This window comes from Streptomyces sp. NPDC025793 (assembly GCF_055558375.1).
The window spans coordinates 20,049-46,992 of record NZ_JBVHMR010000006.1; the positions used below are offsets into that span (position 1 = coordinate 20,049).

Annotated in this window: 22 protein-coding genes and 2 pseudogenes; 9 read left to right on the forward strand and 15 right to left on the reverse strand. The window is 74.5% G+C overall.

The annotated features are described in order from the left end of the window. Window positions 1-120 precede the first annotated feature (120 nt). A complete protein-coding gene (locus ACZ4MF_RS14415; RefSeq protein WP_467492326.1) occupies window positions 121-864 on the forward strand; it encodes a class I SAM-dependent DNA methyltransferase in 744 nt (247 codons plus the stop codon). A gap of 75 nt (window positions 865-939) precedes the next feature. Here ACZ4MF_RS14415 and ACZ4MF_RS14420 read toward each other — a convergent pair whose 3' ends face one another. Beyond that, complete coding sequence (locus tag ACZ4MF_RS14420) at window positions 940-2,106, reverse strand: PucR family transcriptional regulator (RefSeq protein ID WP_467492327.1); 1,167 nt, start codon at window positions 2,104-2,106, stop codon at window positions 940-942. Window positions 2,107-2,263: 157 nt separating this feature from the next. On the opposite strand from ACZ4MF_RS14420, the gene ACZ4MF_RS14425 reads away from it, so the two are divergent. Further along, window positions 2,264-3,751 (forward strand): long-chain-fatty-acid--CoA ligase, encoded by a 1,488-nt coding sequence (locus ACZ4MF_RS14425; RefSeq protein ID WP_467492328.1) that lies wholly within the window; start codon window positions 2,264-2,266, stop codon window positions 3,749-3,751. Window positions 3,752-3,841: 90 nt separating this feature from the next. After that, window positions 3,842-4,285: a DNA-binding protein gene (locus ACZ4MF_RS14430; protein ID WP_467492329.1), complete on the forward strand. Its 444-nt coding sequence runs from the start codon at window positions 3,842-3,844 to the stop codon at window positions 4,283-4,285. Window positions 4,286-4,332: 47 nt separating this feature from the next. Here ACZ4MF_RS14430 and ACZ4MF_RS14435 read toward each other — a convergent pair whose 3' ends face one another. Together ACZ4MF_RS14435 and ACZ4MF_RS14440 are read right to left on the reverse strand one after the other, a co-directional pair. Beyond that, window positions 4,333-7,488: an amidohydrolase family protein gene (locus ACZ4MF_RS14435; RefSeq protein ID WP_467492330.1), complete on the reverse strand. Its 3,156-nt coding sequence runs from the start codon at window positions 7,486-7,488 to the stop codon at window positions 4,333-4,335. Window positions 7,489-7,655: 167 nt separating this feature from the next. Then, window positions 7,656-9,002, reverse strand: a complete 1,347-nt coding sequence (locus ACZ4MF_RS14440) for a hypothetical protein (RefSeq protein ID WP_467492569.1) — start codon at window positions 9,000-9,002, stop codon at window positions 7,656-7,658. A 161-nt stretch (window positions 9,003-9,163) separates the two neighbouring features. Between ACZ4MF_RS14440 and ACZ4MF_RS14445 the strand changes: the two genes are divergently transcribed. After that, on the forward strand, window positions 9,164-10,396 hold the full coding sequence (locus tag ACZ4MF_RS14445; RefSeq protein ID WP_467492331.1) for a molybdopterin-dependent oxidoreductase: 1,233 nt from the start codon (window positions 9,164-9,166) through the stop codon (window positions 10,394-10,396). Between the two features lie 328 nt (window positions 10,397-10,724). On the opposite strand, the gene ACZ4MF_RS14450 is transcribed toward ACZ4MF_RS14445, so the two are convergent. From ACZ4MF_RS14450 to ACZ4MF_RS14460, 3 genes are all read right to left on the reverse strand, one after another. Beyond that, window positions 10,725-11,489, reverse strand: coding sequence for a class I SAM-dependent methyltransferase (locus tag ACZ4MF_RS14450; protein WP_467492332.1), 765 nt, complete (start codon window positions 11,487-11,489; stop codon window positions 10,725-10,727). Window positions 11,490-11,625: 136 nt separating this feature from the next. After that, a complete protein-coding gene (locus tag ACZ4MF_RS14455; RefSeq protein WP_467492333.1) occupies window positions 11,626-12,243 on the reverse strand; it encodes a TIGR04282 family arsenosugar biosynthesis glycosyltransferase in 618 nt (205 codons plus the stop codon). Continuing rightward, window positions 12,240-12,941, reverse strand: coding sequence for a glycosyltransferase family 2 protein (locus tag ACZ4MF_RS14460; protein WP_467492334.1), 702 nt, complete (start codon window positions 12,939-12,941; stop codon window positions 12,240-12,242). The genes ACZ4MF_RS14455 and ACZ4MF_RS14460 overlap by 4 nt, the downstream gene beginning before the upstream one ends. A 104-nt stretch (window positions 12,942-13,045) precedes the next feature. On the opposite strand from ACZ4MF_RS14460, the gene ACZ4MF_RS14465 reads away from it, so the two are divergent. The 3 genes and pseudogenes from ACZ4MF_RS14465 to ACZ4MF_RS14475 form a co-directional block, all read left to right on the forward strand. Continuing rightward, window positions 13,046-13,777 (forward strand): response regulator transcription factor, encoded by a 732-nt coding sequence (locus ACZ4MF_RS14465; protein WP_467492335.1) that lies wholly within the window; start codon window positions 13,046-13,048, stop codon window positions 13,775-13,777. A gap of 2 nt (window positions 13,778-13,779) precedes the next feature. Further along, entirely contained in the window at window positions 13,780-14,892 is a 1,113-nt protein-coding gene (locus ACZ4MF_RS14470; protein WP_467492336.1) for a sensor histidine kinase, read from the forward strand. A gap of 112 nt (window positions 14,893-15,004) precedes the next feature. Next, a pseudogene (locus ACZ4MF_RS14475) lies at window positions 15,005-16,093 on the forward strand (MFS transporter); the annotation flags it as partial. A gap of 221 nt (window positions 16,094-16,314) precedes the next feature. On the opposite strand, the gene ACZ4MF_RS14480 reads toward ACZ4MF_RS14475, so the two are convergent. Next, a complete protein-coding gene (locus ACZ4MF_RS14480) occupies window positions 16,315-17,316 on the reverse strand; it encodes an NAD-dependent epimerase/dehydratase family protein (protein ID WP_467492570.1) in 1,002 nt (333 codons plus the stop codon). 94 nt (window positions 17,317-17,410) lie between these two features. After that, on the reverse strand, window positions 17,411-19,252 hold the full coding sequence (locus ACZ4MF_RS14485) for a hypothetical protein (RefSeq protein ID WP_467492337.1): 1,842 nt from the start codon (window positions 19,250-19,252) through the stop codon (window positions 17,411-17,413). 319 nt (window positions 19,253-19,571) lie between these two features. On the opposite strand from ACZ4MF_RS14485, the gene ACZ4MF_RS14490 reads away from it, so the two are divergent. Continuing rightward, window positions 19,572-20,444: an SGNH/GDSL hydrolase family protein gene (locus tag ACZ4MF_RS14490; protein WP_467492338.1), complete on the forward strand. Its 873-nt coding sequence runs from the start codon at window positions 19,572-19,574 to the stop codon at window positions 20,442-20,444. A gap of 18 nt (window positions 20,445-20,462) precedes the next feature. On the opposite strand, the gene ACZ4MF_RS14495 is transcribed toward ACZ4MF_RS14490, so the two are convergent. After that, on the reverse strand, window positions 20,463-21,260 hold the full coding sequence (locus ACZ4MF_RS14495; protein ID WP_467492339.1) for an SDR family NAD(P)-dependent oxidoreductase: 798 nt from the start codon (window positions 21,258-21,260) through the stop codon (window positions 20,463-20,465). An 87-nt stretch (window positions 21,261-21,347) separates the two neighbouring features. Between ACZ4MF_RS14495 and ACZ4MF_RS14500 the strand changes: the two genes are divergently transcribed. Then, window positions 21,348-22,199, forward strand: coding sequence for a helix-turn-helix transcriptional regulator (locus tag ACZ4MF_RS14500; protein WP_467492340.1), 852 nt, complete (start codon window positions 21,348-21,350; stop codon window positions 22,197-22,199). A 28-nt stretch (window positions 22,200-22,227) separates the two neighbouring features. On the opposite strand, the gene ACZ4MF_RS14505 is transcribed toward ACZ4MF_RS14500, so the two are convergent. The 6 genes and pseudogenes from ACZ4MF_RS14505 to ACZ4MF_RS14530 form a co-directional block, all read right to left on the reverse strand. Next, complete coding sequence (locus ACZ4MF_RS14505; RefSeq protein ID WP_467492571.1) at window positions 22,228-23,052, reverse strand: NADase-type glycan-binding domain-containing protein; 825 nt, start codon at window positions 23,050-23,052, stop codon at window positions 22,228-22,230. Between the two features lie 552 nt (window positions 23,053-23,604). Further along, a pseudogene (locus tag ACZ4MF_RS14510) lies at window positions 23,605-23,730 on the reverse strand (zinc-ribbon domain-containing protein); the annotation flags it as partial. Further along, complete coding sequence (locus tag ACZ4MF_RS14515) at window positions 23,675-24,238, reverse strand: phage tail protein (RefSeq protein ID WP_356024055.1); 564 nt, start codon at window positions 24,236-24,238, stop codon at window positions 23,675-23,677. The gene ACZ4MF_RS14515 and the pseudogene ACZ4MF_RS14510, both read right to left, overlap by 56 nt. Beyond that, window positions 24,235-26,196 (reverse strand): putative baseplate assembly protein, encoded by a 1,962-nt coding sequence (locus ACZ4MF_RS14520; RefSeq protein WP_467492341.1) that lies wholly within the window; start codon window positions 26,194-26,196, stop codon window positions 24,235-24,237. Before ACZ4MF_RS14520 ends, ACZ4MF_RS14515 begins: the two co-directional genes overlap by 4 nt. Continuing rightward, complete coding sequence (locus ACZ4MF_RS14525) at window positions 26,196-26,618, reverse strand: GPW/gp25 family protein (protein ID WP_356024060.1); 423 nt, start codon at window positions 26,616-26,618, stop codon at window positions 26,196-26,198. Before ACZ4MF_RS14525 ends, ACZ4MF_RS14520 begins: the two co-directional genes overlap by 1 nt. Continuing rightward, the gene (locus tag ACZ4MF_RS14530; RefSeq protein WP_467492342.1) at window positions 26,618-26,935 is read right to left on the reverse strand and encodes a PAAR domain-containing protein; all 318 of its coding nucleotides are present in this window, start codon (window positions 26,933-26,935) and stop codon (window positions 26,618-26,620) included. The genes ACZ4MF_RS14525 and ACZ4MF_RS14530 overlap by 1 nt, the downstream gene beginning before the upstream one ends. Between the last annotated feature and the right edge of the window lie 9 nt (window positions 26,936-26,944).

The window sequence follows — 26,944 nt, forward strand, 5'->3', positions numbered from 1 at the left end:
ATGCTGCGCGGGGATCTACCGTAGAGGACTGGCTCCCGGTGTCAATGGCACGGAAGAGACGGGTGCGCCGGGCCGAAACAGACTCGACAACTCATGTGCGAGCGACCAGGGTTGGGTGCCATGGAACAGCAGAACCTCTGGGATGCGGCCACCGCCCGGCGCTACGACACCCCCGGGACCGGCATGTTCGCGCCGCAGGTGCTGGAGCCCGCCGTGACGCGCCTCGCCGAGCTGGCGGACGGCGGGGCGGCACTGGAGTTCGCGATCGGGACGGGCCGGGTCGCCGTCCCGCTCGCCGAGCGCGGCGTGCCCGTCACCGGCATCGAGCTGTCCGAACCGATGGTGGAGCAACTGCGCACCAAGGCCGACGAGGCGACGATCCCCGTGGTCATCGGCGACATGGCGACGACCGCCGCCCCGGGGACGTACCGCCTCGTCTATCTCGTCTACAACACGATCTCCAACCTGCTCACGCAGGCCGAACAGGTCGAGTGCTTCCGCAACGCCGCCCGCCATCTCGGTCCCGGCGGCCGGTTCGTGATCGAGCTGTGGGTGCCCGAGCTGCGCTCGCTCCCGCCGGGGGCCGCCGCCACCGTCTGGCACTCCGAGCCCGGATACCTCGGCCTGGACACCTACGACGTGCTCGACCAGCGCGTCGTGTCCCACCACTTCCACTTCGACGACACCGAGCGGGCCGAGCTGCATCGCAGCCCGCACCGCTACATCTGGCCCGCCGAACTCGACCTCATGGCTCAACTGGCCGGATTCGAGCGGGAGTTGCGACATGCGGACTGGACGGGGACCCCGTTCACGGCCGAGTCCCGCTCCCATGTGTCGGTGTACCGGATCCCGGCGGAGCGCTGACCGGGCGGCGCACCCCGGGACATGCGCGGCGTACGGCCAGCCCCACTGACGGGCCCCGGCCGAAGTCCGCGGTGCTCAGGACGGCAGCAGGCGCAAGGCGTGCAGCGCGGCGCCCAGGTCGGCCAGCGCGGCCGGGTCCGAAAGGGAGCGGCCCGTCAACTCCTCGACGCGGCGCAGCCGGTAGCGCACCGTGTTGGGATGGACGAAGAGGCGGTCCGCGGCCTCGGCCGCCGCGCCGCCCGAGGTGAACCAGTGGCCCAGGGTGCGCAGGAGCCGGGCACGCTCCGCCTCCGGGAGCCGGAGCACCGGTCCCAGGGCGACCTCGACCAGCCGGCTCGCCTCCGCCGGGGCCGCCGCGACCAGCATGGCCAGCGGGTTGTCGTCGAAGCGCGTGACCCCCGGCCCGTCGCCGGGCAGCCCGGCCAGGGCCAGCCGGGCGAACCGCAGCGCCTGCGGGGTCTCGCGCAGCGAGTCGAAGCGGGGGCTGACCCCGACCCGGGCGCGCCGCCGGCGCAGCGCCCGCACACTCACCGTCTCCGCGTCCCGGTGCGCGAGCGAGACCAGCCCGATCTGCTGGTCGGGCAGCAGCCGCCAGACCGACGACACCCCGGAGCGGCGCAGCGCCGCCTCGATGCCGGGCAGCGGCTCCTCGCCGGGATCCGGCACGGCGGCGGCCACGACCGCGTACGGGCCCCGCTCCGGCAGACCGAGCTGCCGGGCCGCCTCCCACGGCGTCGTACGGTCCGCGAGCGCGCCCGTGAACAGGGCCTCGGCCAGCGCCGAGCGCCGCGATTCGCGTTGCAGCGCCAGCTCCGCGCTGGCCTCCCGGTAGGCGGCCGCCACCGCCTCCGCGTAGCGGCCGAACAAGGCCCAGATCTCCGACGAACCGGCGACCAGCTCGGCGTCCGTGACCTCCGGATGCCGGTGCGCCTCGTCGACCATCTCCGACCAGAGCAGCTCGAAACCGACCCGGTAGGCGTGCAGTGTGTCCGCGAGGGGCACTCCCTGCTCCGCGCGCAGCCGCCCGGTCTGCCGCGCCGCTCCCACGTCCGGCTCGGCGCCGAACGCGAAACGGCCGAGCAGCAGATCGGCGTTGTCCGCGCAGGACAAGCGGAGCGACTCGAACGGGATGAGGGCGTCGTCCGCGTACGACTCGACGTCCGCCCGGATCCGCTCCGTCATCCGCACGCCCAGCTCCGGAAGCCGCTCGCGCAACGCCGCGCCCACTTTCTCCAGCCCCATACCCGCAGCGTACGGCGGTCTGTTTGGTTCCGGGAACAACTGCGGGAGGCGCGGTCTGTGGGCGCGGCCATGGACGGCCGCCGGCCCCCGGGTGATCATGCCGTGAGCGTCGGCGGCGGGACCCGTGGGCGCCGGAGCAGGGGTGCGAGGAGGCATCATGGCCAATCTGGCGGACTTTCTGGTGGACACGGCGCGGCGCCTGCCCGACCGGCCGGCGCTGCGCCTGGGAACGACCACGACGACCTACGCCGAGCTGGACCGGCTGAGCGCCCAAGCCGCCGCCCTGCTGCGCACCGAGGGCCTGCGCACCGGAGACCGGGTCGCGCTGATGCTCCCGAACGTGCCCGAGTTCGTGATCCTTTACTACGCCGTCCTGCGCGCCGGCGGCATCGTCGTCCCGATGAACCCGCTGTTCAAGGAGCGCGAGACCGCCTACCACCTGCGGGACTCCGGTGCCGTGCTGCTCTTCGAGTGGCATCGGGCGCCGGGCGAGGGCGGCGCGGGCGCGGCCGCCGCCGGGGTACGGCACCTGGTGGTCGAGCCCGCCGCGTTTGCCGCCGAACTGGCGCGTCTGGAGCCGCAGTTCGACGTCACGCCCGCCGCGGGCGACGACATCGCCGTGCTGCTCTACACCTCCGGCACCACCGGCCGCCCCAAGGGTGCCGCGCTCACCCACGCCGGACTGCGCCACAACACCGAGGTCAATGTCACCGAGGTCCAGCGGCTGACCTCCGAGGACGTGATCGTCGGCTGTCTGCCGCTGTTCCACATCTTCGGGCAGACCTGCACGATGAACGTCGCCGTCCGCAGCGGCGCCGCGCTCACCCTCGTGTCCCGTTTCGATCCGGGCGCGGTCCTCGACGCCATCGCCCGCGACCGGGCCACCGTCTTCGAGGGCGTGCCCACCATGTACGCCGCCCTCCTCCAGCACCCCGCCGACGCCGACGTGTCCAGCCTGCGCATGTGCGTCTCGGGCGGCGCCTCCCTGCCGGTGGAGGTGCTGCACGGCTTCGAGCGGCGTTTCGGATGCATGGTGCTGGAGGGCTTCGGCATGTCCGAGACCAGCCCGGTCGTCTCCTTCAACCACCCCGACCGGCCGCGCAAACCCGGCTCCGTCGGCACGCCGATCCGCGACGTCGAGGTCCGGCTGCTGGACGAGAGGGGCGAAGACGCCGCACCGGGCGAGGTCGGCGAACTGGCCGTGCGCGGGCCGAACGTGATGAAGGAGTACTGGAACCGTCCCGAGGACACGGCCGCCACCCTTCCCGACGGCTGGCTGCGCACCGGCGACCTGGCCCGGCAGGACGAGGACGGCTACCTCTTCATCGTGGACCGCAAGAAGGACCTGATCATCCGCGGCGGGTACAACGTCTACCCGCGCGAGATCGAGGAGGTCCTGCACGAGCACCCCGCCGTCGCCCTCGCCGCGGTGCTCGGCGTGCCGGACGAGCGGCTCGGCGAGGAGGTCGCGGCCGCGGTGGTGCTGCGCCCCGGCGCCCGGGCGGACGCCGAGGAGTTGCAGCAGTTCGTCCGCGACCGGGTCGCCGCCTACAAGTACCCGCGCCGCGTCTGGCTGACGGACACCCTGCCGATGGGCCCGAGCGGAAAGATACTCAAGCGCGAGATCACCGCACCGGCGTCGTGACACATGCGCCGGGGAGGCATGCGGGCGGATGAACAAGTTGTTCACAATAATCGGTTGACGCCATGTCGTGTGGAAGCTCATGCTTGCCCCATGTCATCGACCACCGACCCCGCCGACCCCTTCCTCCCCCCGCACCCGGAGCAGGCGCGCGCCGGGCGGGTCCCCGCCTCGCTCTTCCGCATCGCCGAGCGGCACGCGGCGACGGACGAGCAACGGCGCCGCCAGACACACCCGTTCGTCCTCGCACCGCACGAGGCCGTGCGGCTCGTGGCGTTCCTGCTCAGCGGGGCCGCGCTGCTGGAGGACGGGGAGCCGGAGGTGGACCACGCCGACATCACGGCCGCGCTGAGCCTCGTCCCCACCGTGCGGGCGGAGCTGGACGAACTGGAGGCCGGGCTCCTGGAGATGGCCCGCGGCCGGGGCCTGACCTGGCCCGAGATCGCCTTCGGCCTCGGCCTCGGCACCCCGCAGGCCGCCCGGCAGCGCTCCGAGCGGCTGGCCAGCCGCACCGCCACCGACGACGCGGACGCCTGACGGCCGCACCCCGGTCGAGAACGGAACCGCCCTCCACCGCCCGCGCCCTATCCGTTCGCGCCGGGGTGACAGCACGACCCCTCGCGAAGCCGGTGCGCCACCTCCAGCCACGACCTGCCTTGGGGCGGCTCGGGTGCCGTCGCGGCGCGGTGGGCGGACGTCAAGTCGCCCTGGGCGTGCGGGACTCCCTCGCGCACCACGACCGGGATGTCGACGAGCGTGGCGAAGTCGGCGAACGGGTCGCCGTCGACGATCGTCAGATCGGCGATCTTGCCCTCCTCCACCGTCCCGAGGTCGGTGTCGAGGCCGAAGAGCCGGGCCGGTTCGGCGGTCGCGGTGTGCAGGGCCTCGGCCGCCGAGAACCCGTGCGCGCGCAGGGCGCGCAGGCCCAGGTGCAGGGAGAGCCCGACCGGGACCAGGGGCGCGTCGGTGCCCAGGGAGATGCGGGTGCCGTGCGACACGAGCCTGCGGTAGTCGGCCATCTCCCGCTCCAGGGCCAGCCGATCGTGATCCGTCGGCGCGGCGCCCGCCTCCTTGCGCACGGCGGCCACGTCCCACGGCGGCATGAGCGCGGTCACGCGCGGGTCGTCCGCCAGACCGGGGTCGGCCGCGAGCAGGATACGCGCGTGGAACGGCGTGATGATCATCGCGAAGGAGCCGTCGGCGTACTGCTGCACCAGGTCCTGGTTCACCCGGCCGAGCGGCGTCGTGGCATGCCCGTAGTCGAGGCGCTGGGTGGCCTGGAGATGGGTGGTCAGGTCCTGGCCCGCCGAACGGCCGGGCGCGCACAGATGGCTGCCGCTCGGCACACCCAGCGCGTGTGCCGTCTCGGCCGCCATGGCCATCGTCTCGCCCGGGGCGCGCACGTACGTCTTGACGAAGTCGACCTCCAGGGCGGCGACCCGCCGCAGCGAACGCCGCACGCCGTCCCGGGTGCGGTGGGCGCGGCCCATGGCGTACGCGGTGCGCGCGCCGTCGAGCAGTTCGGCGCAGGCGAGTTGGCGCGGACCGAGCAGGGCGCCGGACCCGGCCGCCTCGCGCAGCCGGACCGCGTCGTACAGCGGACTGCCGAGACAGAACGTGGTCGTGATGCCGTAGGCGAGCGTGGTCAGGCTCTGACGCGCGCCGTACGTGGCCGTGTACGGGTGGGTGTGGCTGTCGACGAGTCCGGGGACGACGGTCCGTTCGGAGGCGTCGAGGGTGCGATGCCCCGGGCGGCGGGCGCGATGGGGCTCGATCGCGGTGATCCGCTTGCCGGTGACGAGGATGTCGACGTCGTGCCGCGGCGGCGCGCCGGTGGCGTCCCACAACTGCCCGGCGTGGATGCGCAGCGGCTCCGGCCGCGGGCCGCCGCCCCAGGTCAGCCGGAGCGGGAGGGTGCGCGTCCGGGAGGCGCCGACGGCGAGGCCGCGCAGCCGGCCCTCCGAGAGGTACAGGATCGTGCCGGAGTCCGCCGACCAGCTGGGGTGGTCGGCCGGCTCGTCGGTGAGCCGCCGGGCGGGCCCGGACGGGGTGCCGTCGGCCGTCACCGGCAGCAGCCACAGCGCCGACTCGGCGACCAGCGCCATCCCGCGGCCGTCCGGAGACCACACCGGTCCGCAGGCCACGCGGTCGGACAACGACTGGTGCTCGGCGGGCAGATGGCGGCGTTCTCGGCCGGTGCGGGTGTCGATCACCCGGATGAGGTTGTAGCCCTCGCGGAAGCGCTGGTTGAGCCGGTTGCGGTCGCAGAACGCGACGTACCGCCCGTCGGGCGACCAGGTGGGCGCGCCCGGCGGACCGTCGACCGCCAGCGGCTTGGCCAGCGTCCGCTCCTCGCCCGTGGCCAGGGTGCGCAGCAGCAGGTTCCCGGTCACGTCCTGGCAGGCCAGCCGGGTGCCGTCCGGCGACAGCGCGGGGAACAGCCGTCCACCGCCGGTCACGGCCTCGTCGGTGCCGTCGTGCAGGTGGTACCGGCGCACGGCGACCAGCCCGTCCCGGTCGGTGCAGTACAGCAGGCTGCGCCCGTCCGGCGCCCACGCGGGCATCTGCACCCAGTGGACGTCGGCCTCCTGGACGAGCTTGCGGGGCGTGCCGTCGACCGGCATCAGCCACAGGGCGCCCAGTGCGGCGAACGCCACGCTGCGACCGTCCGGGGCCAGGACCGGCCGGTGCACGCCGCGCACGCGGGCCGGTTCCTCCGGGGCGAGCGGGCGCCGGCGCCCGCGCCGGGACGGCTCCGGCACCGGCGTCCGCGCGGTGAACGGCACCTCCCGCACGGAGGGGTCGGCCAGGGAGCGGATACGGATGCGCCCGTCACCGACGTACAGCAGCTCGTCCTCGCTCAGCCAGCACAGCGGTGCGGCCGCCAGGTCCTCGTCGGCCGTGACGACCTCGCCGTCCACCATCAGCGCCGCAGTGTCGGCCGAATCCCCGGCGGTGGACGGCCCGTTGAGGTGCACATAGGCGATCCGGCCGGCCGGTGAGACGGACGGACACAGCAGCCGCCCCCCGGTCACCGTGCGCACCACCTGCGCCTCGCCCCCCGCGGCGGGGACGCGGACCAGGGACAGACCGCCGTCGTTGCCGCCGCCGGAGACATGCGCGGCGCGCACGCACACGAGCGACCGCCCGTCCGGCGACCAGGCCGGATCGTAGTCCTCGAAGTCCCCGCCGCTGAGCCGCCGGGGCTGTCCGCCGGCCGCGTCCACGACCCACAGCCCGTAGGAACCGCCCGCCGTCGCGTCGCCGCCGCGCTCGGAGGAGAAGGCCAGCCGGGTGCCGTCCGGCGACCAGGCCGCCCCGCGGTCGTCCCACGGCCCGTCGGTCAACTGCCGCAGTCCGCCGCCGTCCGGCCGCAGCGTCCACAGGTGGAAGCCACCGCCGCGATAGCCGCACACGGCCAGCGTCCTGCCGTCCGGGGACAGCGCGGGGCGGGTCGCCTCCAGCGTCCAGTCCGTCACCTGCTCCGCCACGCCGCCGGCACGCGGAATCCGCCACAGCACGCCCTGCACCTCGGCGATCAGCTCACCGTCCGGCCCGACGGCGGTGACCGAACCCCCGGTCAGCTCCGTGAAGGTGACGACCCGCCCCGCCGGGCCGGTCGGCGTGGCGGCCGTGTCCGGCGGTTCGGCCGCCGTCGCCGCGCGCGTGGACGCGACGGTGACCAGCCCGGCCGCCGCCGTCCCAAGGAACCCGCGCCGATTGAACCTGCCGACGTCCATCCGCTGTCCTTCCTGCCGTTCTCGGTCATCGCTCAGCGAAGTCGCACCGGTGCCTCTCGCACCAGGGGGCCGTTTCAGCCACTGCGGCCCCGTCCCACGCCCAGGGCAACGCCCGTTCGCGTACGTCGGTCACGCGCGGTCACTCCGGTGAACGACCTGATGCAATGTCACCAGCCCGTGAACAGAAGGTGGTTGAGCAGCAGGGCGAGCACGGCCTGGGCGGCGAGCCAGGCGCGGGGCCGGGAGAGCAGGGCGCAGGCCGGGAGCAGCCACAGGGCGAAGGGCAGCCAGATGCGCTCCGTCTCCGCCTTGCTCATGCCGGACAGGTCGGCGATCAGCAGGGCGAGCAGGGCCGCCGACACGAGGAACGCGAGGCGGATACGGCCGGGACCGGGCCGCGTGGGCCGGGGACCGCGGCCGCGCAGCAGTACGGCGGTCGTGCGGCGCAGGCCCGCCGCCGTGGCCGGGCCGGTGATGAGCGCGGTGCAGGCGAGGTTGGCCCACACCCAGTACCCGTACGGGCGGGTGCCGCCCACACCCTGGTAGTAGCGCGTGACGAGCAGGTGGTAGCCCTCCCACCAGTCGAACCCGGCGAGCGCGAACACCGCCGGGAACACGGCCAGTCCGGCGAGCACGGCCGGCAGCAGGGCGGGACGCTCGCGCAGGCCGGCCCGGCCGAGCACGAGCACCGCCGCGCCGATCAGCGCGACGAGCGTGAGGCCGTAGGAGAGATAGCAGGTCAGACCGAACAGCAGACCGGCGGCCGCCCCGCACCACAGGGACCGGCGGGTCAGGGCGAGGGCGAACAGGGCCAGTGACCAGGCGGCGACGGCGGCGAAGTAGCCGTCCGCCGAGACGCCCTGCCACACCGCCGCCGGGGCCAGCACCAGGAACGGCGCGGCCCGGCGCGCGAGCTTCTCGCCGGTCAGCGCGCGCAGCGCGACCAGCACGGCCACGCACCCCGTCGCCCCCACGACGATGACCCACATCCCGGCCCAGCCGCCGCCCCGCAGCCCGATCCGGTCCAGCAGGACGAAGGTCAGCGTCGCGGCCGGCGGATGACCGGCGATGTGCGCGGGCCAGGGGCCGGGGGTGCCGTCGACGATGTGGTGGGTGAAGTCGCGGAGCGTCGCCGGGATGTCGTGGAAGCGGTCGATGACCCGCAGATACTCGTTGGCCGTGGTCAGCCGGCCGGCGATGCCCCGCTGCCAGCCGTCGATCCACGCGAGGGAGAAGATCCAGGCCAGCGCGGTCGCCCAGGACGCCGCGAGCAGTCGGCGCCAGGGCAGTCGGGCCGCGAGTGCGGGGCCGTACGCCACCGTGGCCGCCGCCACCGCCAGGGCCGCCGGGGTGCCGGGGCCGAGGTGCGGGTCCCAGTCGGCGAACACCGGCGGCCAGTGCACGAACAGGGTGTGGCGGGTGTCCTGGATGTGCCGCCCGACCAGGACGGCCACCGTGACGAGGAGGACGGCGGCGAGCACGGCGTACAGATCGCGGCGCGAGGACCGGGACACAGGGTGGCGGACGGGGCGGGGCTCGGCGGGGAGGAGTTCGCGGATCACACCGGAACGCTAGGCCGGGGGAGCCGCACATGGCCGCCGGCCAGGCCGGACGTCAGCGTTTCGTCATGGGTCGCGCACCCTTTTCCGGGCGTTCCGCGGCCTACGGTCGGGACATGCGCGACCAATCCCGGCTTCCCACCTCACCAGGTTTCTGGCGCAGCCCGCTGCGCGGCACCTGGTTCACCTCCGTGCTCGGCCTCGTCCTGCTCGTCGGCATCACCGTGCTGTTCGTGACCGGCCTGGTGTCGTACGCCGCCTACAACCCGGACCTGTCCCGGGTGAACGACATGACTCCGGACAAGGGCGTCCTGGGCTTCTACCTCTTCGCCTGGCCGTCCGGCCCGGTCTGGCTGTACCGCTTCACCCAGGGCCTGCACGTCACCCTCGGCGTCACCCTGATCCCGGTGCTGCTGGCCAAGCTCTGGTCGGTGGTGCCGAAGCTGTTCACCCTGCCCCCGGCCCGCTCCGTCACGCACGCGCTGGAGCGGATCTCGCTGCTGTTGCTGGTCGGCGGCGGGCTGTTCGAGTTCACGACCGGGGTGCTCAACGTCCAGCTGGACTACGTCTTCCCCGGCTCCTTCTACCCGCTGCACTTCTACGGCGCCTGGGTGTTCTTCGCCGCCTTCGTGACCCACGCCGTGCTGAAGACGCCGACCGCGCTGCGTGCCGTGCGGCACCGGCTGCGCGACGAGAGCGAGCTGGCCGCCCCGCGTCCCGACGCGCCCACCGTGTCCCGGCGCGGCGCGCTCGGGCTGGTCGGCGGAGGCTCCCTGCTGCTGTTCCTGACCACGGTCGGGCAGAGCCTCGGCGGCCCCTTTCGGCGTACGGCCCTGCTCGCGCCGCACGGCGCGGTCGATCCCGGCGGCGGCCCGAACGGCTTCCAGATCAACAAGACCGCCGCCTACGCCGGGATCACCGCGGCCGACACCCACGAGGACAGCTGGCGCCTCGTCGTCACCGGCCGCACCGGAACCGTCCGCCTCAGCCGCGCCCGGCTTCTCCGGCTTCCCTTGCACAGCTCGTCGTTGCCCATCGCCTGCGTGGAGGGCTGGTCGACCGCCGACCAGTGGTGGCGCGGGGTGCGGCTGCGCGACCTCGCGGCGCTCGTCGGGTACGACGGCGATCCGCCGGACGTGCTCGTGGAGTCCCTGCAGCGCCACGGCGCCTTCCGCCGCGCGGCCCTGCGTGCCAACCAGGTGGCCGACGGCCGCTCCCTGCTCGCCCTGTACGTCAACGGCGAGGAACTGTCCCCCGACCACGGCCACCCGGCACGGATCATCGTGCCCGCGGCCCCCGGAGTGCTCAACACCAAGTGGGTGGCCCGGCTGACCTTCGGAGACCTGTGATGCCGCGACCTGTGATGCCGCGCCGCCTCCCTCTCGGCAGCCCGTTCCAACTGCTGCTGCTCGCCTGTTCGTTCGCGCTCGCCACGTACGCCGGTCTGCGACTGCTCGCCGGCGACTGGTTCGGGGTGGCGCTGTGGATCGTCGGCGCGGCTCTGCTGCACGACCTCGTCCTGGTGCCGCTCTACGGGCTGGCGGACCGCATGGTCGTGCGCGGGCTCGGGGCGGTCGGACAGCGCGGCCGGACCCCGTACGTGCGGGTCCCGGCCGCGCTGTCCCTGCTCCTCCTGCTCGTGTGGTTCCCGCTGATCAGCGGGATGACCGCCCAGCGCTACCAGCTGGCCACCGGGCTCTGTCCGGACGGCTTCCTCACCCGCTGGCTGCTGATCACGGCCTGCCTGTTCGGCGGCTCGGCGCTGCTCCTGGCGCTGCGCGTGCGCAGGGCCGCGAAGCAGCGGCCGCCCGCCTCCCACTGAGCCACGGGCCGCCAGCCCGTGCGGCGCGCGTGCCGCAGCAGGGCGGGGGTGCCGAGGCGCGCCCAGGGAAAGGCGTCGGCGTCACCCGGAGCCGAGGTGGCCGTACCGACCACCTCGACCCGGGCGCGCTCGTCGACATCGGCCGGCACGGTCTCGGCGATCAGCAGGCCGCCCGGCCGCAGCAGCCCGGCCGTCCGCTCCAGCAGGGCGGCCGGGTCGCCGCCGATGCCTAGGTTGCCGTCCATGAGCAGCACGGTGTCCCAGCGACCCTCACCGGGCAGCGGCTCGAAGACCGAGCGGCGCAGCACGGGCCCGCCGAGCCGCTCCGCGTGCTCGACGGCGGCCTCGCTGACGTCGACGCCGAGGACGGTACGGCCCCGGGCGGCGAGTTCCGCGACCAGCCGGCCCGGCCCGCAGCCGACGTCCAGCACGGCGCCCTCGCAGCGGTCGAGCACCGCCAGGTCGACGCGATCGGCCCGGCCGCACCAGCGCTCCACCTCCAGCGGCAGCAGCCAGCCGTCGGCACGGCGCAGGAACAGCGGGCCCCGGCCGGAGCGCAGCGCGGCGGCGTAGGGGTCGGCCGTGGCCCAGGGGGCGCGGGCGGCGTGAGTGCCGTTCATCGTGGGCCGCCCGGTGTGCGCCGGGTGGGGCGCTTCGTGAGCCGGCCGTGTGCGGCGGGCGCGGTGACAGCGGGGGAGCCGACGGCGGCCGAGGTGTCCGGGACTGCCCTGGCGGCCTGGGCGCCGTACGCGCCGCTCATCGCGAGCCGACCGGGGTGCACCGGGCCAGTTGCGTCGCGAACCGGCCGTGCGGGGCCAGCGCGGCGACGGCACGGGCGTCGGCGGCGGTGTCGACGTCCCGCAGCCGGGGCAGATCGCGCACCCGCAGCCCGGCCGCCAGCAGCCGCTCCCGCTGGACGGCCCCGGTCTGCGGGGTCGACATCGGCACGCCCCGCAGCAGCGCGGGATCGGGCGCCGTGAGCCCGAGGGCCCAGAAGCCGCCGTCCTGCGCCGGGCCGAACCAGGCGTCGCAGCCCGTGAAATCCACGGTGAGCAGCTCCGGTGTGACCTGCGGGGTGTCCATGCCGATGAGCAGCGCCGGGCCCGCGCAGTGCGCGAAGGCGTCCGCCAGCCGCTCGTCCAGCCCGCCCGCGCACTGTGGCAGCACCTCGAAGCCGGACGGCAGCCAGTCGCCGGGCGTGCCGTCCAGGACCAGGATCCGCCGGGTCGCCGGGGTGGCGGCCACGGTGTGCAGGGTGTCGGCGAGCGCCGCCTCCGCGAGGTGTGCGGCCTCCCACGGCGTGAACGGCGGGGTGAGCCGGGTCTTGACCCGGCCCGGCAGCGGCTCCTTGGCGATGACGAGGAGGGTGGTCATCGGACGGCCTCCCGGTCGGCCGGGGACTCGGCCAGTACACGGCTCATGTCCCGCACCGCCTGCCAGGTGCCGCGCCAGGTGCCCGTCACCTTGGAGACGCCGGTGCGCGGCCGGTAGGGCACGTCGTGCTCGCTGATGCGCCAGCCGGCGTCGGCCGCGCGGACCACCATCTGGAGCGGGTAGCCGCTGCGCCGGTCGGTGAGGTCCAGCGCGAGCAGCGCTTCGCGCCGGGCGGCGCGCAGCGGGCCCAGGTCGTGCAGGCGCAGCCCGGTGCGCCGGCGCAGCATCCGGGCCAGCGCGAGGTTGCCCGCCCGGGCGTGGGCGGGCCAGGCGCCGCGGCCCTGCGGCCGGCGCCGGCCGAGGACCAGGTCGGCCGCGCCGCCCCGGACCTCCCGTACGAAGGGTTCGAGCAGGGCGGGATCGAGCGAGGCGTCGCAGTCGCAGAAGCACACGATGTCGCCGGTGGCCGCGGCCAGCCCGGCGTGGCAGGCGGCGCCGAAGCCGCGCCGCGGCTCGTGCACCACCGTGGCGCCGAGCGCGCGGGCGATGTCGGGGGAGCCGTCGGTGGAACCGTTGTCGACGACGAGAGCGCGCCAGCCGGCCGGAATCCGGCCGAGCACCCAGGGCAGGGCCTCGGCCTCGTCCAGGCAGGGCAGCACCACGTCGACGTCCGTGGAAGTGGTCGTCACGGGTTTCACCCTACGAACGTCAATCGGGCATTTCGGACTTCGGGACCTTACGAAACGCGGACGCCCGCACCGCTGCCCCGACGGCGCCGACCTGCGGGTGCGAGGCTGGAGACATGCAATCGCCGTACCCGCCCCACGGGGCCGAAGCCACCGGTGAGGCGGCCCGGGTCCTCGTCGTCGACGACGACCCGACCGTCGCCGAGGTCGTCACCGGATACCTGCACCGCGCCGGCTACGTGGTCGACCGCGCCGACGACGGCCCCACGGCCCTGACCCGCGCCGCCGCCCACCGGCCCGACCTCGTGGTGCTCGACCTCATGCTGCCCGGCATGGACGGCCTGGAGGTGTGCCGGCGGATGCGGCACGACGGCCCCGTGCCGGTCATCATGCTCACCGCCCGCGGTGACGAGGACGACCGCATCCTCGGCCTGGAGGTCGGCGCCGACGACTACGTCACCAAGCCCTTCAGCCCCCGCGAACTGGTCCTGCGCGTGGAGTCCGTCCTGCGCCGCAGCCGCCCCGCCGCCGCGGGACACCGGCTGGCCGCGGCCGGACTCACCGTCGACCCGCACGCCCGCCGGGCCACCAAGAACGGCGCCGAACTCGCCCTGACCCTGCGGGAGTTCGACCTGCTGGCCTTCTTCCTGCGGCACCCGGGCCGGGCCTACAGTCGCGAGGACCTGATGCGGGAGGTCTGGGGCTGGGACTTCGGCGATCTGTCGACGGTCACCGTCCATGTGCGCCGGCTGCGCGGCAAGGTGGAGGACGACCCGGCCCGCCCCCGGCTGATCCAGACGGTCTGGGGCGTCGGCTACCGCTTCGAGCCGGCCGGGGCGGTGGCCTGACCATGCGCGACACCCTTCTCATCGCCCTCTACGCCTTCGCCGGGGCCGCCGCCGCGGGGGTCGCGGGAGCGGCCGTGCTGCGCCTGATCCGGCGGCGCTCGCTGACCGCCTCCGTCGCCGTGGTCGCCGCGGTCGGCGTCGGCGCCATGCTGGCCGGCACGCTCGCCGTGGCCTGGGCCATGTTCCTCTCCTCGCACGACCTGACCGTGGTCACCACCGTCGTCGCGATGGCGGCCGTGGTCTCCCTGGCCACCGCCCTGCTCCTGGGCCGCTGGGTCGTCGCCCGCAGCCGCGAACTCGCCGACGCCGCCCGCTCGTTCGGCGACGCCGGCGCCTTCGCCGCCCCGCACCGCCCGGCCACCGCCGAACTGGACGCCCTCGGCCGCGAGCTGGCCGCCACCAGCGCACGGCTCGCCGAGTCCCGCGAGCGGGAGAGGGCGTTGGAGAAGTCACGGCGCGAGCTGGTGGCCTGGATCTCCCACGACCTGCGCACCCCGCTGGCCGGACTGCGCGCCATGTCCGAGGCGCTGGAGGACGGCGTGGCCACGGATCCCGACCGGTACCTCAAGCAGATCCGCACCGAGGTGGAACGCCTCAACGACATGGTCGGCGACCTCTTCGAACTCTCCCGCATCCACGCGGGCACCCTGCCGCTGCACCCCTCCCGGATCTCCCTGTACGACCTCGTCGGCGACGCGCTGGCGGGAGCCGATCCGCTCGCCCGGGAACACGGCGTACGGCTGGTCGGCGACGGCGTCGCGCCCGTACCGGTCGAGGTCGACGCCAAGGAGATGACCCGCGTCCTCGGCAACCTCCTGATCAACGCCATCCGCCGCACCCCGCCGGACGGCACGGTGGCGATCGCCGCCGAACGTACCCAGGACGGCGTGTTGCTGTCCGTCACCGACGGCTGCGGAGGCATCCCCGAGGAGGACCTGCCCCGTGTCTTCGACACCGGCTGGCGCGGCACCGACGCGCGCACCCCCCCGGCGGGCGCGGGGCTCGGCCTGGCCATCGTCCGCGGCATCGTGGAGGCCCACCAGGGCCGGGCGAGCGTCCACAACATCCCCGGCGGCTGCCGCTTCGAAGTGACTCTGCCCCTTCCAACGCCCTGAGCCACCACGATCGTTCCCGAATCCGCTGTGACTCTTCCCTTGCAGGTCAGGCCTGTTCCGAGCACCGCTGAGCGCCGCATACTCCCTCGTCGGCCAAGTGATGGGGGAAATCATGTCGGTGGAGCACGGAAACTCCTGGCTCGTCGCGCGCGGCATTCTGTTCGAACCGGGTCCGCGGCGCACCCTCGCGACGGCGAGCTTCGTCAACATGCTCGGCAGCGGGGTGTTCATGCTGAGCGCCGCCGTCTTCTTCACCCGCTCCGTGGGGCTCTCCGTGGCGCAGGTCGGACTCGGCATGGGCGTGGGTGCCGTCGTGGGGCTGCTGTCCGGGGTGCCCGTCGGGCGGCTCGCCGACCGGCGCGGGCCCCGCGAGGTCTACCTGGCCACCCTCACCGTGCAGGCGGCGGCCATGGCGATGCTCGTCCTCGTCCACTCCTTCTGGCTGTTCACGGCGGTGGTCTGCCTCACCCAACTCGCCGGATCCGCGAGCCAGGCGGCCCGAGGCCCGATCGTGCGCGGACTCTCGGGCCAGCGGCCCGCCCGGTTCCGCGCGTATCTTCGCGCCACGGCGAATCTGGCGGGCAGCATCGGTGCGCTGCTCGCCGCGCTGGTCATCCAGGCGGACTCCCGCGCCGGATACCTCTGCCTCGTCCTCGGCAACGCCCTGAGCTTCGTGGCGGCCGCCGTCATCGTCAGCCGGCTGCCCTCCCTGCCACCGGTGCCCGCACCGCGGACCGGCGGACGCCGGCCGGCGCTCAAGGACTTCCGCTACCTGGTGGTCACGGCCCTCGACGGCATTCTGTCGATCAACGGCTCCGTCCTGGTCTTCGCCCTGCCGCTGTGGATCGTCGGACACACGCACGCACCGCGCTGGTTCGCCGGGACCAGCGCGCTCGTCAACACCGTCATGGTGATCTTCTTGCAGGTCAGGACGGGACGCGGCATCGACACCGGCATCGCCGCCGCACGCGCCTGGCGCCGGGCGGGCTGCGCCTTCCTGGCCGGGACGACCCTGATCGGCCTCGCCTCGGGACGCTCGACCTGGGGTGCCGTCGCGCTGATCCTGCTCGGCGTGGGAGTGATCACCCTCGGTGAACTCCTCTACGCGGCCGGGTCGTTCGAGCTGCGGTACAGCCTCGCCCCCGCACACGCGCAGGGCGAGTACACAGGCGTCTTCCGCTTCGGCAGCGGCCTCGCGAGCGTGGCGGCCCCCTCCGTGCTGGCGTCGCTCTGCCTGAACGGCGGCACGCGCGGCTGGATGCTGATGGGGGCGGTCTTCCTGAGCGTGGGGTGCGTGGCGCCGTCGGCGGTGCGGTGGGCGGCACGCGGGTCCCGGGAGCAGGCGGTGGTGTCGCCCCGGCCGACACCCCCCAAGTGGCCCTGTGCCGGGCTAGGTTCACCCGGCACAGGCGCCCGGTGCGGTCAGTCCTCGCGCAGTTCCGCCCGCGCGAACTCCCGCATCCCCTCCGCGAACCCGACCTGCGGCTTCCACCCCAGTTCCGCGCGCAGCCGGGAGGAGTCCGCGGTGATGTGCCGCACGTCCCCCAGCCGGTACTCCCCGGTGACCACGGGTTCCCGCCCGCCGTGGGCGTCGGCCAGTGCCCGGGCCATCTCGCCGACGGTACGCGGCTCGCCGCTGCCGGTGTTGTACGCGCGGAGGGCGCCCGGGGCCGCATCCGCTTCCAGCGCGGCCACGTTCGCCTCCGCCACGTCCCGGACGTGGACGAAGTCCCGCCGCTGCCGCCCGTCCTCGAACACCCGGGGGGCTTCCCCCCGGGCCAGCGCCGAGCGGAAGAAGGAGGCGACCCCGGCGTACGGGGTGTCCCGCGGCATCCGGGGACCGTACACGTTGTGGTACCGCAGGGACACCGCCGACCCGCCGGTGCTGCGGGCCCACGCGGCGGCCAGGTGCTCCTGCGCCAGCTTGGTCGCCGCGTACACGTTCCGGGGATCGGCCGGGGCGTCCTCGCCGACCAGCTCCGGGCTCAACTCCGCCCCGCAGCGCGGGCACGCGGGCTCGAACCGGCCCGCGTCGAGGTCGGCGACGCCGCGGGGACCGGGCCGTACGACGCCGTGCCGCGGACACGCGTAGCGGCCCTCCCCGTACACCACCATGGAGCCGGCCAGCACGAGGCGCCGGACGCCCGCCTCCGCCATGGCCGCGACCAGCACGGCGGTGCCGAGATCGTTGCGCGAGACGTACTCCGCCGCGTCGGCGACGCCGTTGCCGAGCCCGACCATCGCCGCCTGGTGGCAGACGGCGTCCACGCCCGTCAGCGCGTGGGCGACCGCCGCCGGATTGCGCACATCGGCGCCGGGATCCTCCCGGACGTCGTACACGACCGGCTCGTGCCCGCTCGCTCCGAGGGCCTCGACGACATGGGACCCGATGAACCCGGCACCGCCGGTGACCAGTACACGCATACGGCCACGCTAGCCGCGCACCGGCCCGGGGCCCGGCGACGCGGCCCGTACGTCACGACTCCGTAAGAGGTGGCCGGTGCGACGAGGAGCGCGGTCACGTCCGCCTGCCGCGCTCCCGGCGCCGCAGTTCCCGCCGCGACTGCCGCTCCGCCTTGTCCTCCGCCCGCCTGGCCTGCTGGTACATGCGGGCGAGTACGGCCTGGGAACGCGGCAGCGACGCGGGCCGGGCCTGCTCCAGCAGGGTGTACAGCTCGCGGGTGGCGAGAGCGGCGCGGGCGGGATCGACGTCCGCCTCCGGCGTGCGCAGGCCCTCGGCGATCCAGGGATCCGCCCGCTCGGGACGCGCGAGCACCCCGGCACTGCGCAGGGCGTCGTAGCCGTGCGCCCACGGGTGGCGCGCGACGTACCGGCGCAGGTTCCCGCCGGCCTCGGGGAAGTCCTCGCAGGCCCGGCACAGCAGGCCCGCCAGATGCTCGGAGCGGCGCGCGTCCAGCCCGGACTGAAGCCGGTCGAACAGCTCCGGGTCGGCGCGCAGGCGCGTGGTGAGAAACCAGTTGGCGAAGGATTCCGGTCCGATCCAGGGCTCCGCCATGTGTGCGGCGATCGGTGTGCCGCCGTGCAGGGCGAGGGCCCACCTCACCCAGGCGGACGTCTCACTGCGGGCCCGGTCCCTTTCCAGCCCCGCGAACGCGGGGAGCCGTTCGAGCACGTGTGCGGCGGCGACGTACTCCCGGTGGCTGGTCAAAAGCAGTGCCAGCATGGCGAGTTCGGGCAGGGCGGGCTGCTCGGACAGCCGGGGGAGCGCGGGGATGCCGGGGGCGCTGAAGGACTCGGCGTGGTGCCGCCAGCGCCGGCGCTCGTGCGTGAAGAGGATCTCGGCGATGTCCTCGAAGCGTCGGGGGACCTCGGTCGAGGGCTCGTCGGTCAGCGCGGTGACGAGGGCCCGGGCATGCAGGTCCAGGGGTGTCCGGCCGGGCCCGGTGGGGGTGAGGTCCGCCCGCTCGGCGGCGGGGGCCCGGCCGAGAGCGGTCGTGAGGGCGGCGACGGCCTCCGCGTGGCGCTCGGCCAGGGCGGCGCGGTCGAGCACGGGCGGCGCCAGGTTCAGCACGGGAGCCTCGTCGACGAGACGGCGGGCCTCGGGGCTGTCGCGATGGGCGAGTTCCTCGCAGACCACCGCGCGGAAGCGCTCCGCGTGCCGCACGACGAACAGCAGCCGCACCGGCGGCGCGCCCTGCGCAGGGCTCCGGAACGCCCGGAGCAGCGGGACCACGTCCGCACGCACCCGGGAGTGCAGATGGCTGTCCGTGTCGGAGCGGCTGTCCGCCTCGTCCACGACGACCAGCGCGGGCCTGCCCCGGTCGCGCAGCGCCGGGAACAGCGCCGGACCGGTGCCGCGCAGCAGCCGCCCGGCGGTCCACTCCCCGCCGAGTGCCCGGGCCAGCTCCAGCGCCAGCCGCGAGGTGCCGACCCCACGGTCACCGGCGAGCAGCAGCACCGGGTGCGGGTCCGCCTCGTCCGCGCACCAGCGTCGCAGCCGGGCCAGCTCGTCCTCGCGATCGCGGAAGGGCACGGGGCTGTGCAGCGGCGACAGCAGCCGGAACACTGCGGGCTCCGAACCCGGGTCCACGGCCACCGGGTTCGGGTTCTCCAGGACCTTCCGGTACGCGAGGAAGCGTTCGGCCCGCCGGATGTGCGCCTCGATCCCGTGGTCGATCACGTATCCGGCGAGCCCTGCGACGATCAGCGTGCCGATCTGCCACCACGGCACGTGCCACAGCCGGGGCCGGGCCACCCGCACGATGATCCCGGCGAAGCCGGCGATCACCAGGGCCGGGCCGCCCCATCCGGCCACGTCCGCCGCGATCCGCAGGCCTCGGCCCGGCCCCGGATCGTCCCATCCGCCCCGCCCCGCACCCCGGCGCCCCACCGCACCCATGGCATCCTCCCCGTCCGCGCCCGAGCCCGAGCCCGAGCCCCCATGATCACGCGGCAAGTCCCGTCCGGCAACGCCCCGTTGATCAGGGGCGGCGGGGCAGGGCGCGGTTCCGTGAGCGTTTCAAGAATCTCTGTCAACAACGTTGACTCCCACGTGCGGCGCCCTCACATTACTTTTCAGTAGTACCTAGCGGTAACCCCCACGCTTCACGGCACTCCCCTTGCTCTGAGCCGCCACTTTCTCGCGCACCAGCACCCGTGCGGGCTCTCTCGTGCCCGCCGGCTCCGTGTCCCCCACCCGAGAAGAGGGAGCACCTGCCATGCCCACGCCTGCCCTGCGCCGCGTCGTCGCCGCGGCATCCGCACTCGCCGGAACCCTGGCCCTCGGCCTCACCGCCACGCCCGCCCAGGCCGCCACCCCCCTGAACTACGCGGCCCTCGGCGACAGTTACAGCGCCGCCTCCGGCGTCCTGCCCGTCGACCTCGGCAACCTGCTGTGCCTGCGCTCCACGGCCAACTACCCCCACGTCCTCGCCGCCCGCACCGGCGCCCGGCTGACGGACGTCACCTGCGGAGCCGCCCAGACCAAGGACTTCACCGCGTCGCAGTACCCCGGGATCGCCCCGCAGGCAGACGCCGTCACCTCGGACACCGACCTGGTGACGCTGACCATCGGCGGCAACGACAACGGCACCTTCATCAACGCCGTCCTGGACTGCGGCACCGCGGGGATCCTCAGCGCCGGCCAGGGCAGCCCCTGCGAGGACAGGTACGGCACGTCCTTCGAGGACGCCATCGACGCCAACACCTACCCCGCGCTGAAGAGCGCGCTGGGCGCCGTACGGGCCAAGGCGCCCGACGCCCGCGTGGCGGTGCTCGGCTACCCGTGGATCACGCCCGCCACCGCCGACCCGTCCTGCTTCGCCCAACTGCCCATCGCCGAGGGCGACGTGCCGTACCTGCACGCCATCCAGGCCCACCTCAACGCCGTCGTGGAGCGCGCCGCCGAGGAGAGCGGAGCCACATACGTCGACTTCTCCCAGGCCTCCGCGGGGCACGACGCCTGCAAGCCGATCGGCACCCGGTGGATCGAGCCGCTGCTCTTCGGGACGAACATCGTGCCCGTCCACCCCAACGCGCTCGGCGAACAGCGCATGGCCGAGCAGACCATGAGCGTCCTCGGCCTCGACTGACCGCAACGCGGCGGGAGTTCAGGCCCCTGCGCCGCCGTCGACCTTCAGCACCGCCCCGCTCACGTAGGAGGCACGGTCGCTCAGCAGCCACGCGGCGGCCTCGGCGATCTCCCCGGGGTCGGCCGCACGGCCCAGCGGGGTGCGGGCCTTGAGCCGGTCGCGGAGACCGGGGGACCGCTCCTCCCAGGTCCGGATCATCTGCGTCAGCGTGCCGCCCGGCGCGACGGCGTTCACCCGGATCCCCTCCGGGCCGTACGTCACGGCGGCCGACTCGGTCAGGCTGTTCACCGCCCGCTTCATCGCGGCGTACGCGGGCAGTTCGGGATTGGCCCGATGGCTGCCGACGGACGAGTTGTTGACGATGGCACCGGTCCCCGCCGTCGCCCGGATCGCGTCGACCTCGGCGACCATGGCCAGCCAGACGCCCTTCAGGTTCACCGCGTAGACATGGTCGAAGTCGGCCTCCGGCAGCCCGTCCATGGGGCCGGGCGGCTGGATCGTCGCACCGTTGTTGAAGGCGACGTCGAGACGGCCGTACACCTCGACGGTACGGTCCACCGCCGCCCGCACGCTCCGCGCGTCGGCCAGCTCGCACACCACGTGGTCCGCTCTGCCGCCCGCCGCCCGGATCTCCTCGGCCACGGTCTTCAACTGCTCCTCCGTACGGGCCGCCAGCATCACCCGGGCCCCCTCCCGGGCGAAGAGCCGGGCCGCCGCGGCGCCGATCCCGCGCCCGGCGCCGGTGACGAAGGCGACCTTGCCCGCCAGGAGGCCGGGAGCGGCGGCGGTCGGGAAAAGGGTGTGTGTGTTCTCCATGGCACCGAGCCTGCGGCCGTGCGCGGGGCACATCCAGGCACCGGGAGTACCTGGATCGGCCGCGCGGCCCCCGCGCACACTGGAGAGGTGGACAGAGCGGAACTCGCGGCCTTCCTGCGCAGCCGGCGCGAGCGGATCGGCCCCGCCGACGTGGGCCTGCCCGCCGGGCCCCGCCGTCGCACACCGGGGCTGCGGCGCGAGGAGGTGGCGCAGCTGGCGTACATCTCGACGGAGTACTACACCCGGCTGGAGCAGGCCCGCGGCCCGCGCCCCTCGCGCGAGGTGCTGAGCGGGCTGGCCCGGGCCCTGCGCCTGACGGACGCCGAGCGCGACCATCTCCACCTCCTCGCCGGCGCCCCGCCCGGCCCGCCGCCCGGACCCTCCCGCGAGGTGCCGCGGAGCATCCTCGACCTGGTGCACCGGCTGCCGCACTCCGCCGCCTTCGTCACCTCCGCCCTGCTGGAGGTGCTCGCCTGGAACGACCTGGCGGCCGCCCTCATGGAGGACTTCTCGGCCCTGCCCCGGCGCGAGCGCAACCTCGCCCGCCGCGCCTTCCTCGGCCCGCGCCCCGAGGGACGCAGGCTGTACGGCGTCTGCGACGCGGACGCCTTCGCCCGGCATGCGGCCCGGCGCCTGCGCACCGCCGCCGCCCGCTACCCCGACGACCCCGAGGTGAGCGCACTGATCCGCGAACTCCTCGACGGCAGCGAGGAGTTCGCCCGGCTCTGGGCGTCCCACGACGTGGCGGTGACACCCACCCTGCGCAAGACGTTCCGGCACCCGGTCGTCGGGCCGGTCACCGTCAACTGCGACGCGCTCGACCTCACCGACCGGGACCAGCAGGTCGTGATCTACACCGCCGTCCCGGGCTCGTCCTCCGAGGAGGCGCTGCGGCTGCTGTCGGTCATCGGCACCCAGCGCATGGACGCGCCCCGCTGAACCGGACGGCCCCGGACGGCGGCACGGATCAGCTCCGCTGGAAGAACTCGACCTCGGCGAGGGCGACATGACGGCTTCCGGTGAGCCCCGTGACCGAGCCCAGCGTCAGCCGTACCTTCACCACGTCGTCGATCCCGGTCGTGACGGTCGTGTCGCCGGCCTTGTCGGCGAGGTCGATCTCCTTGTGGTGCACCGAGCCGTCCGCCGACGTGACCTCCATGTCCATCCGGAGCGCCCGCGCCTCCCGGTCGTACTGCTCCGGCTTCCTCGACGCGCCGTTGGTGATGATGAGGTCCACCATCCGGAACGGCTTGCCGAAGGTGTACGTGATCGAGGCTCCCGCCCCGGGCACGGCCCAATAGCGGTTGCTGAGCCCGTCCGTGGTGTTCTTCGCCGGATGCCCGGGCTCCTCGGCACTCGCGCGCACGTCCACCGGGCTGACGGCCTTGACGCCGCTGAGCTTGTCCCGGGTGTCCTCGAACAGGGCGCGCCCCGCGGGCAGGAGGAAGAAGCAGCCCGCGCACAGGGCCACGACCACGGCCAGGATCACCAGGAACCGGATCCACCGCCCGGACCCCGCCCGTACGCGGCGCCGCAGCGGCCAGATCGTCCGCCACCAGGGCAGCGGAGCCCGCTGCGCCGTCGGATCCAGCGGACTGGCACAGCGGCGGCAGAACCGGCGGCCGGGCGGATTGGGCGTGCCGCACACCGGGCACGGCACCCCGGACACCTCCTCCTGCGCCGCCACCGGCCGTACGACCGGCCGCGGCGCGACCGGCTTCGCGGGCGCCACGGGTCCGATGGCCTCGGGCTCGGGCTCGGCCGGGGGTGCGGGTGTGGGTTCCGGGCGCACCGGGGGAACGGCGGGAACAGGCGTCGCAGGCGGGGCGGACGGTACGGGTGCGGACGGTGGGGCATCGGCTGCCGTGCCTGCCGCCTCATCTGCCCCGTCGTCGGGCGTACGGGGCGTACGGCCTTCGGCCTCCCGAGCCGGGCGCTCCGCGTCACCGGTTCCGGCGTCGGCGGCCGAACTCCCACCCGTGCGCGGCGGGTTGACCACCTCTGGCGAGGCGCCCTCGGGCGACGCACCGCCCGGGCGCCCCGCTTCCCGCCGGGTCCGGCCCGTCAGCCTGGACCGCAGGGACGACGACGGGCGGACCGACGACGTGGAAGGCTCCCCGTCGTCTGAAGCCGCGGCGGCCGGTGGGGGCGTGGAGGTCGTGGAGGCCGGAGCGGGCGCCGGGGCGGGCGGTGCCGCGGACTCAGGCGCGGCGGCCGGAGCCGGGGCGGACGCGGACGCGGACCCTGGCTCGGGCCCGGACCCGGACCCGGACCCGGACCCGGAGGTGGCCCCGGACTCGGACGGGCCCTGCGGTGCGGCCTCCTCGGACCACCCCAGGTACGACCCGCAGTTGGAGCAGAAGTCGTCATCGGGCTCGTTGGACGCTCCGCACACGGGACAGGCGCGCACGGCGTCACCTCCCTTCGTCGGCGGGCGGGCCGGGCAGGATCTCCACCCGGCAGGAGACATGCACGGGGCACAGGGCCCGGACGGCCTCGCGGACCCGGCCCTCGTCCACCTCCGGGTCGCGGCCCGGCCACACCCGGACCAGCACCTCACCGGCCGGCGCGGGCGGCGGCTCGGTGCCCGGCGTGCGCGACCACACCGCCGCGCCGTCGCCGCTGACCTCGGCGTTCACCCCGAGGGTGAGCCGCAGCCGCTCCACCAGGCCGCGCCGGGTGCCGCGCCAGCGGTGCAGCTCCATCGCCCGCACCACCGCCTCGCGGCGCAGTTCCGCGGACCACTCCGGGTCGTCGGCGGCGCCCACCCACGACGCCAGCCAGGCCACGAAGTCGAGCGGCGCGACGCGCGGGTCGAGGTAGGCGGGCAGGCTGTCGAGGGTCGTGAACACCGGGGCGAGGACGGTGTCCAGACCGGCGGTGAACCGCTGGGCGAAGTCGTCGTCGGCGTAGAGCGCGGGCAGCAGCCCGCCGATCGGGTGCCGGCTCGGCAGGCCGGGGACGGCGGCGCGGCTCATGCCGTACCTCCCGGCTGCTGCATCGGCTGTACGACGACCTGGTGCTGGTACGAGAACACCAGCGCGCCCGCGGCCACGTCGACACGGTCCGCCGGGGTGCCCCGCCGGCCCGTGATCGGGTCGGCGGCGAACAGCCGGATCTCCTCCACCAGCGCGTTGCCCGTTGCGCGTTGCAGCAGGCCGAAGATCTCGCCGTACTGCACGGGCCGCCCGAACGGCCACCCGGTGCCGTCCGGTCCGCCGTGCAGCGGATTGAGGTACCGGAACAGCGCGGCGAGGGCCGCGTCCCGTACCCGGTCGGTGTCCTCGGGGGCCGTCGCGAGCCGGGCGACGACCGTGACGCCCTGGTAGACCGGCGGCTCCACCACCAGCCGGGTCCCGAGCAGCCGCCGCTCGTCCAGGCTCTCGGTGATCGCGGCGAGCACCTGGTCCGAGGGGATGAGCTGCTCGAAGCGGAGCCGGTCGCCGTCGTCGGCCACGGCGTCCGGCACCACCAACACCCGTACGGCGCCCGCCCCTTCGGCCGTCGGCAGACAGCGCACCCGGTGCACCGAGGGCGCCGCCTGCCGGGCGATGATCTCGTAGTCCTCGACCGTCACCGCCCGCTCCTGCATCCGCAGCGCGTCCGGCGCCCGCAGCTTGGCGTTGGCGACGGTCTCGCCGTCCACCCCGCCGCGCGCCGCCTCCCGGTTGACGACCCGGGCGATGTACGGCACGGAGCTGCGCAGCACCGAGATCGCGCCCCGGGCCACATTGCCGGCCGGGCCGCCGCCGGTGCGATAGCGGGACACCCGGATCTGGGCGCCCTTCTCCGGCACCGCCCCGCACAGGCGCACCGTCCCGTTTGGCTCGCGCAGCGCGGGCGGGAAGGTGAACTGGCCGGTGGTCGCGTCTACTTGGACGTGCCGGTCGGCGGGGCCGGAGCGGCCGAAGTGCTCCACGACGTCCCAGCGGAGCCAGCCGTCGGCCGAGGAGACCTCCACCACCGGGGGCTCGCCGTCCAGCAGCACCGGCGGCCGGCCGAGCCGGAACGTCTGGCCCGGCACCCCCTCCGACGTGCCGAGCGGTACGTCCGTGACCGTCTCCGCGTGCTCGACGGTGCCGGTGCCGCCGACCGTGAAGGCCGTCGCCTCGCGCACAGTCGGTGACTCCGAGTAGAACGGCTGGCCCGGCTGCGCCTCGGTGACCCGGCAGCGCAGCCAGCCCGCGCGGGCCCCGCCGATCACCGAGGCCGTGTGCCCGGCCGGGACGTACACGATGACCTCGCCGGGCCGGTTCAGGCCGCCCGTGGTGTCCGAGCCGGTCTCGCACACCTGCCAGCGGGCGCCGTCCCACGCCTCCCACACCAGCGGCGGCTGGCGCGGGTCGACGCCGACGCCCTCCACCCGGCTGTCCAGCCGGACGGCGACGATGCACCGCGGCACGGCCGCGGGCAGCCCGAACAGCAGCGCGTCCCCCGGCTCGGGCGCCGGCTGGAAGCACCGCACGTCGCGGCCCTCGCCCAGCTCACGCGTCCTGTCGGTCTGCTCACCGGTGCGCGGGGCGGTCACCAGACGGGTCAACTCGCTCGGCACGATGCGCAGTTCATCCGTGGTGGCGAACACCACGGGCTCCTCCGCCTCGCCGTCCGCCGTGGTCACCTCGGTCCCGGCGTGCAGCGTCACCGCGTCGGGCTGCGGTGCCGACAGCCAGAAGTCGACCTCGGCGCTCGCCGCCGCCGGCGGGAACAACCGGATTCCCAACAGGTCCAGGAAGGCGGTGTAGTTCTTGTCCGGCACCCGGTTCAGCCGGTACAGCAGCTGGTCGACAATGTAGGCGAACGTCTCGATCAGGGTGACACCCGGATCGGAGACGTTGTGGTCGGTCCACTCCGGCGCGCGCTGCTGCACGTACCGCTTCGCCTCGTCGACGAGTTGCTGGAACCGCCGGTCGTCCAGGTTGGGGGAGGGCAGGGCCATCAGTCCGCGACCGCTTCCTCGGCCCCCTCCTCGGAGGGGATCGTGTAGAAGGGAAACACCAGGTTGCGCCGGTCGTTGGTGGAACGCACCGTGTAGCGCACGTCGATGTAGAGGGTTCCGTCGTCCACCGCGTCGAAGGCCACCACCACGTCGTCCACCGTGATCCGCGGCTCCCAGCGCTCCAGCGCCGTGCGCACCTCCTGCGCGATCCGGCCGGCGGTGGCGCCGTCGCCGGGCGCGAAGACGTACTCGTGGATGCCGCAGCCGAACTCCGGCCGCATCGGGCGCTCGCCGGGCGCGGTCCCCAGGATCAGCCGGATCGCCTCCTCGATCTCCCGCTCCCGCTCCACCATGGCGATCCCGCCGGTCGGCCCGACCCGCAGCGGGAACGCCCAGCCGCGGCCGATGAACCGTTCGCTCATCACACCCCTCCGATCTGGACGTTCAGGGCGCCGAGCTGAACGGTCGCGCCACACGTGGTGGAATCGCCCATCCGGGCCGCCGGCAACCCGCCGATGAGCACCTGGCCCGAGACGAGCGAGGCCGGATTGGGCATGATCACATTGCCCGGGCCGAGGGCCGCGTGCGGGGGCACCACACAGGTGTGCAGACTGCCCACGACGGCGGCGGGCCTGCCGCCGATCAGCACGCGCGCCACCGCCGCGGCGGCGCCGGGCGGCGGGGTGGCGATCACACCCCCGTGGTTGGTGGGGTCGCCGGTACGGGCTGCGGCGGGCATGCCGGGCTC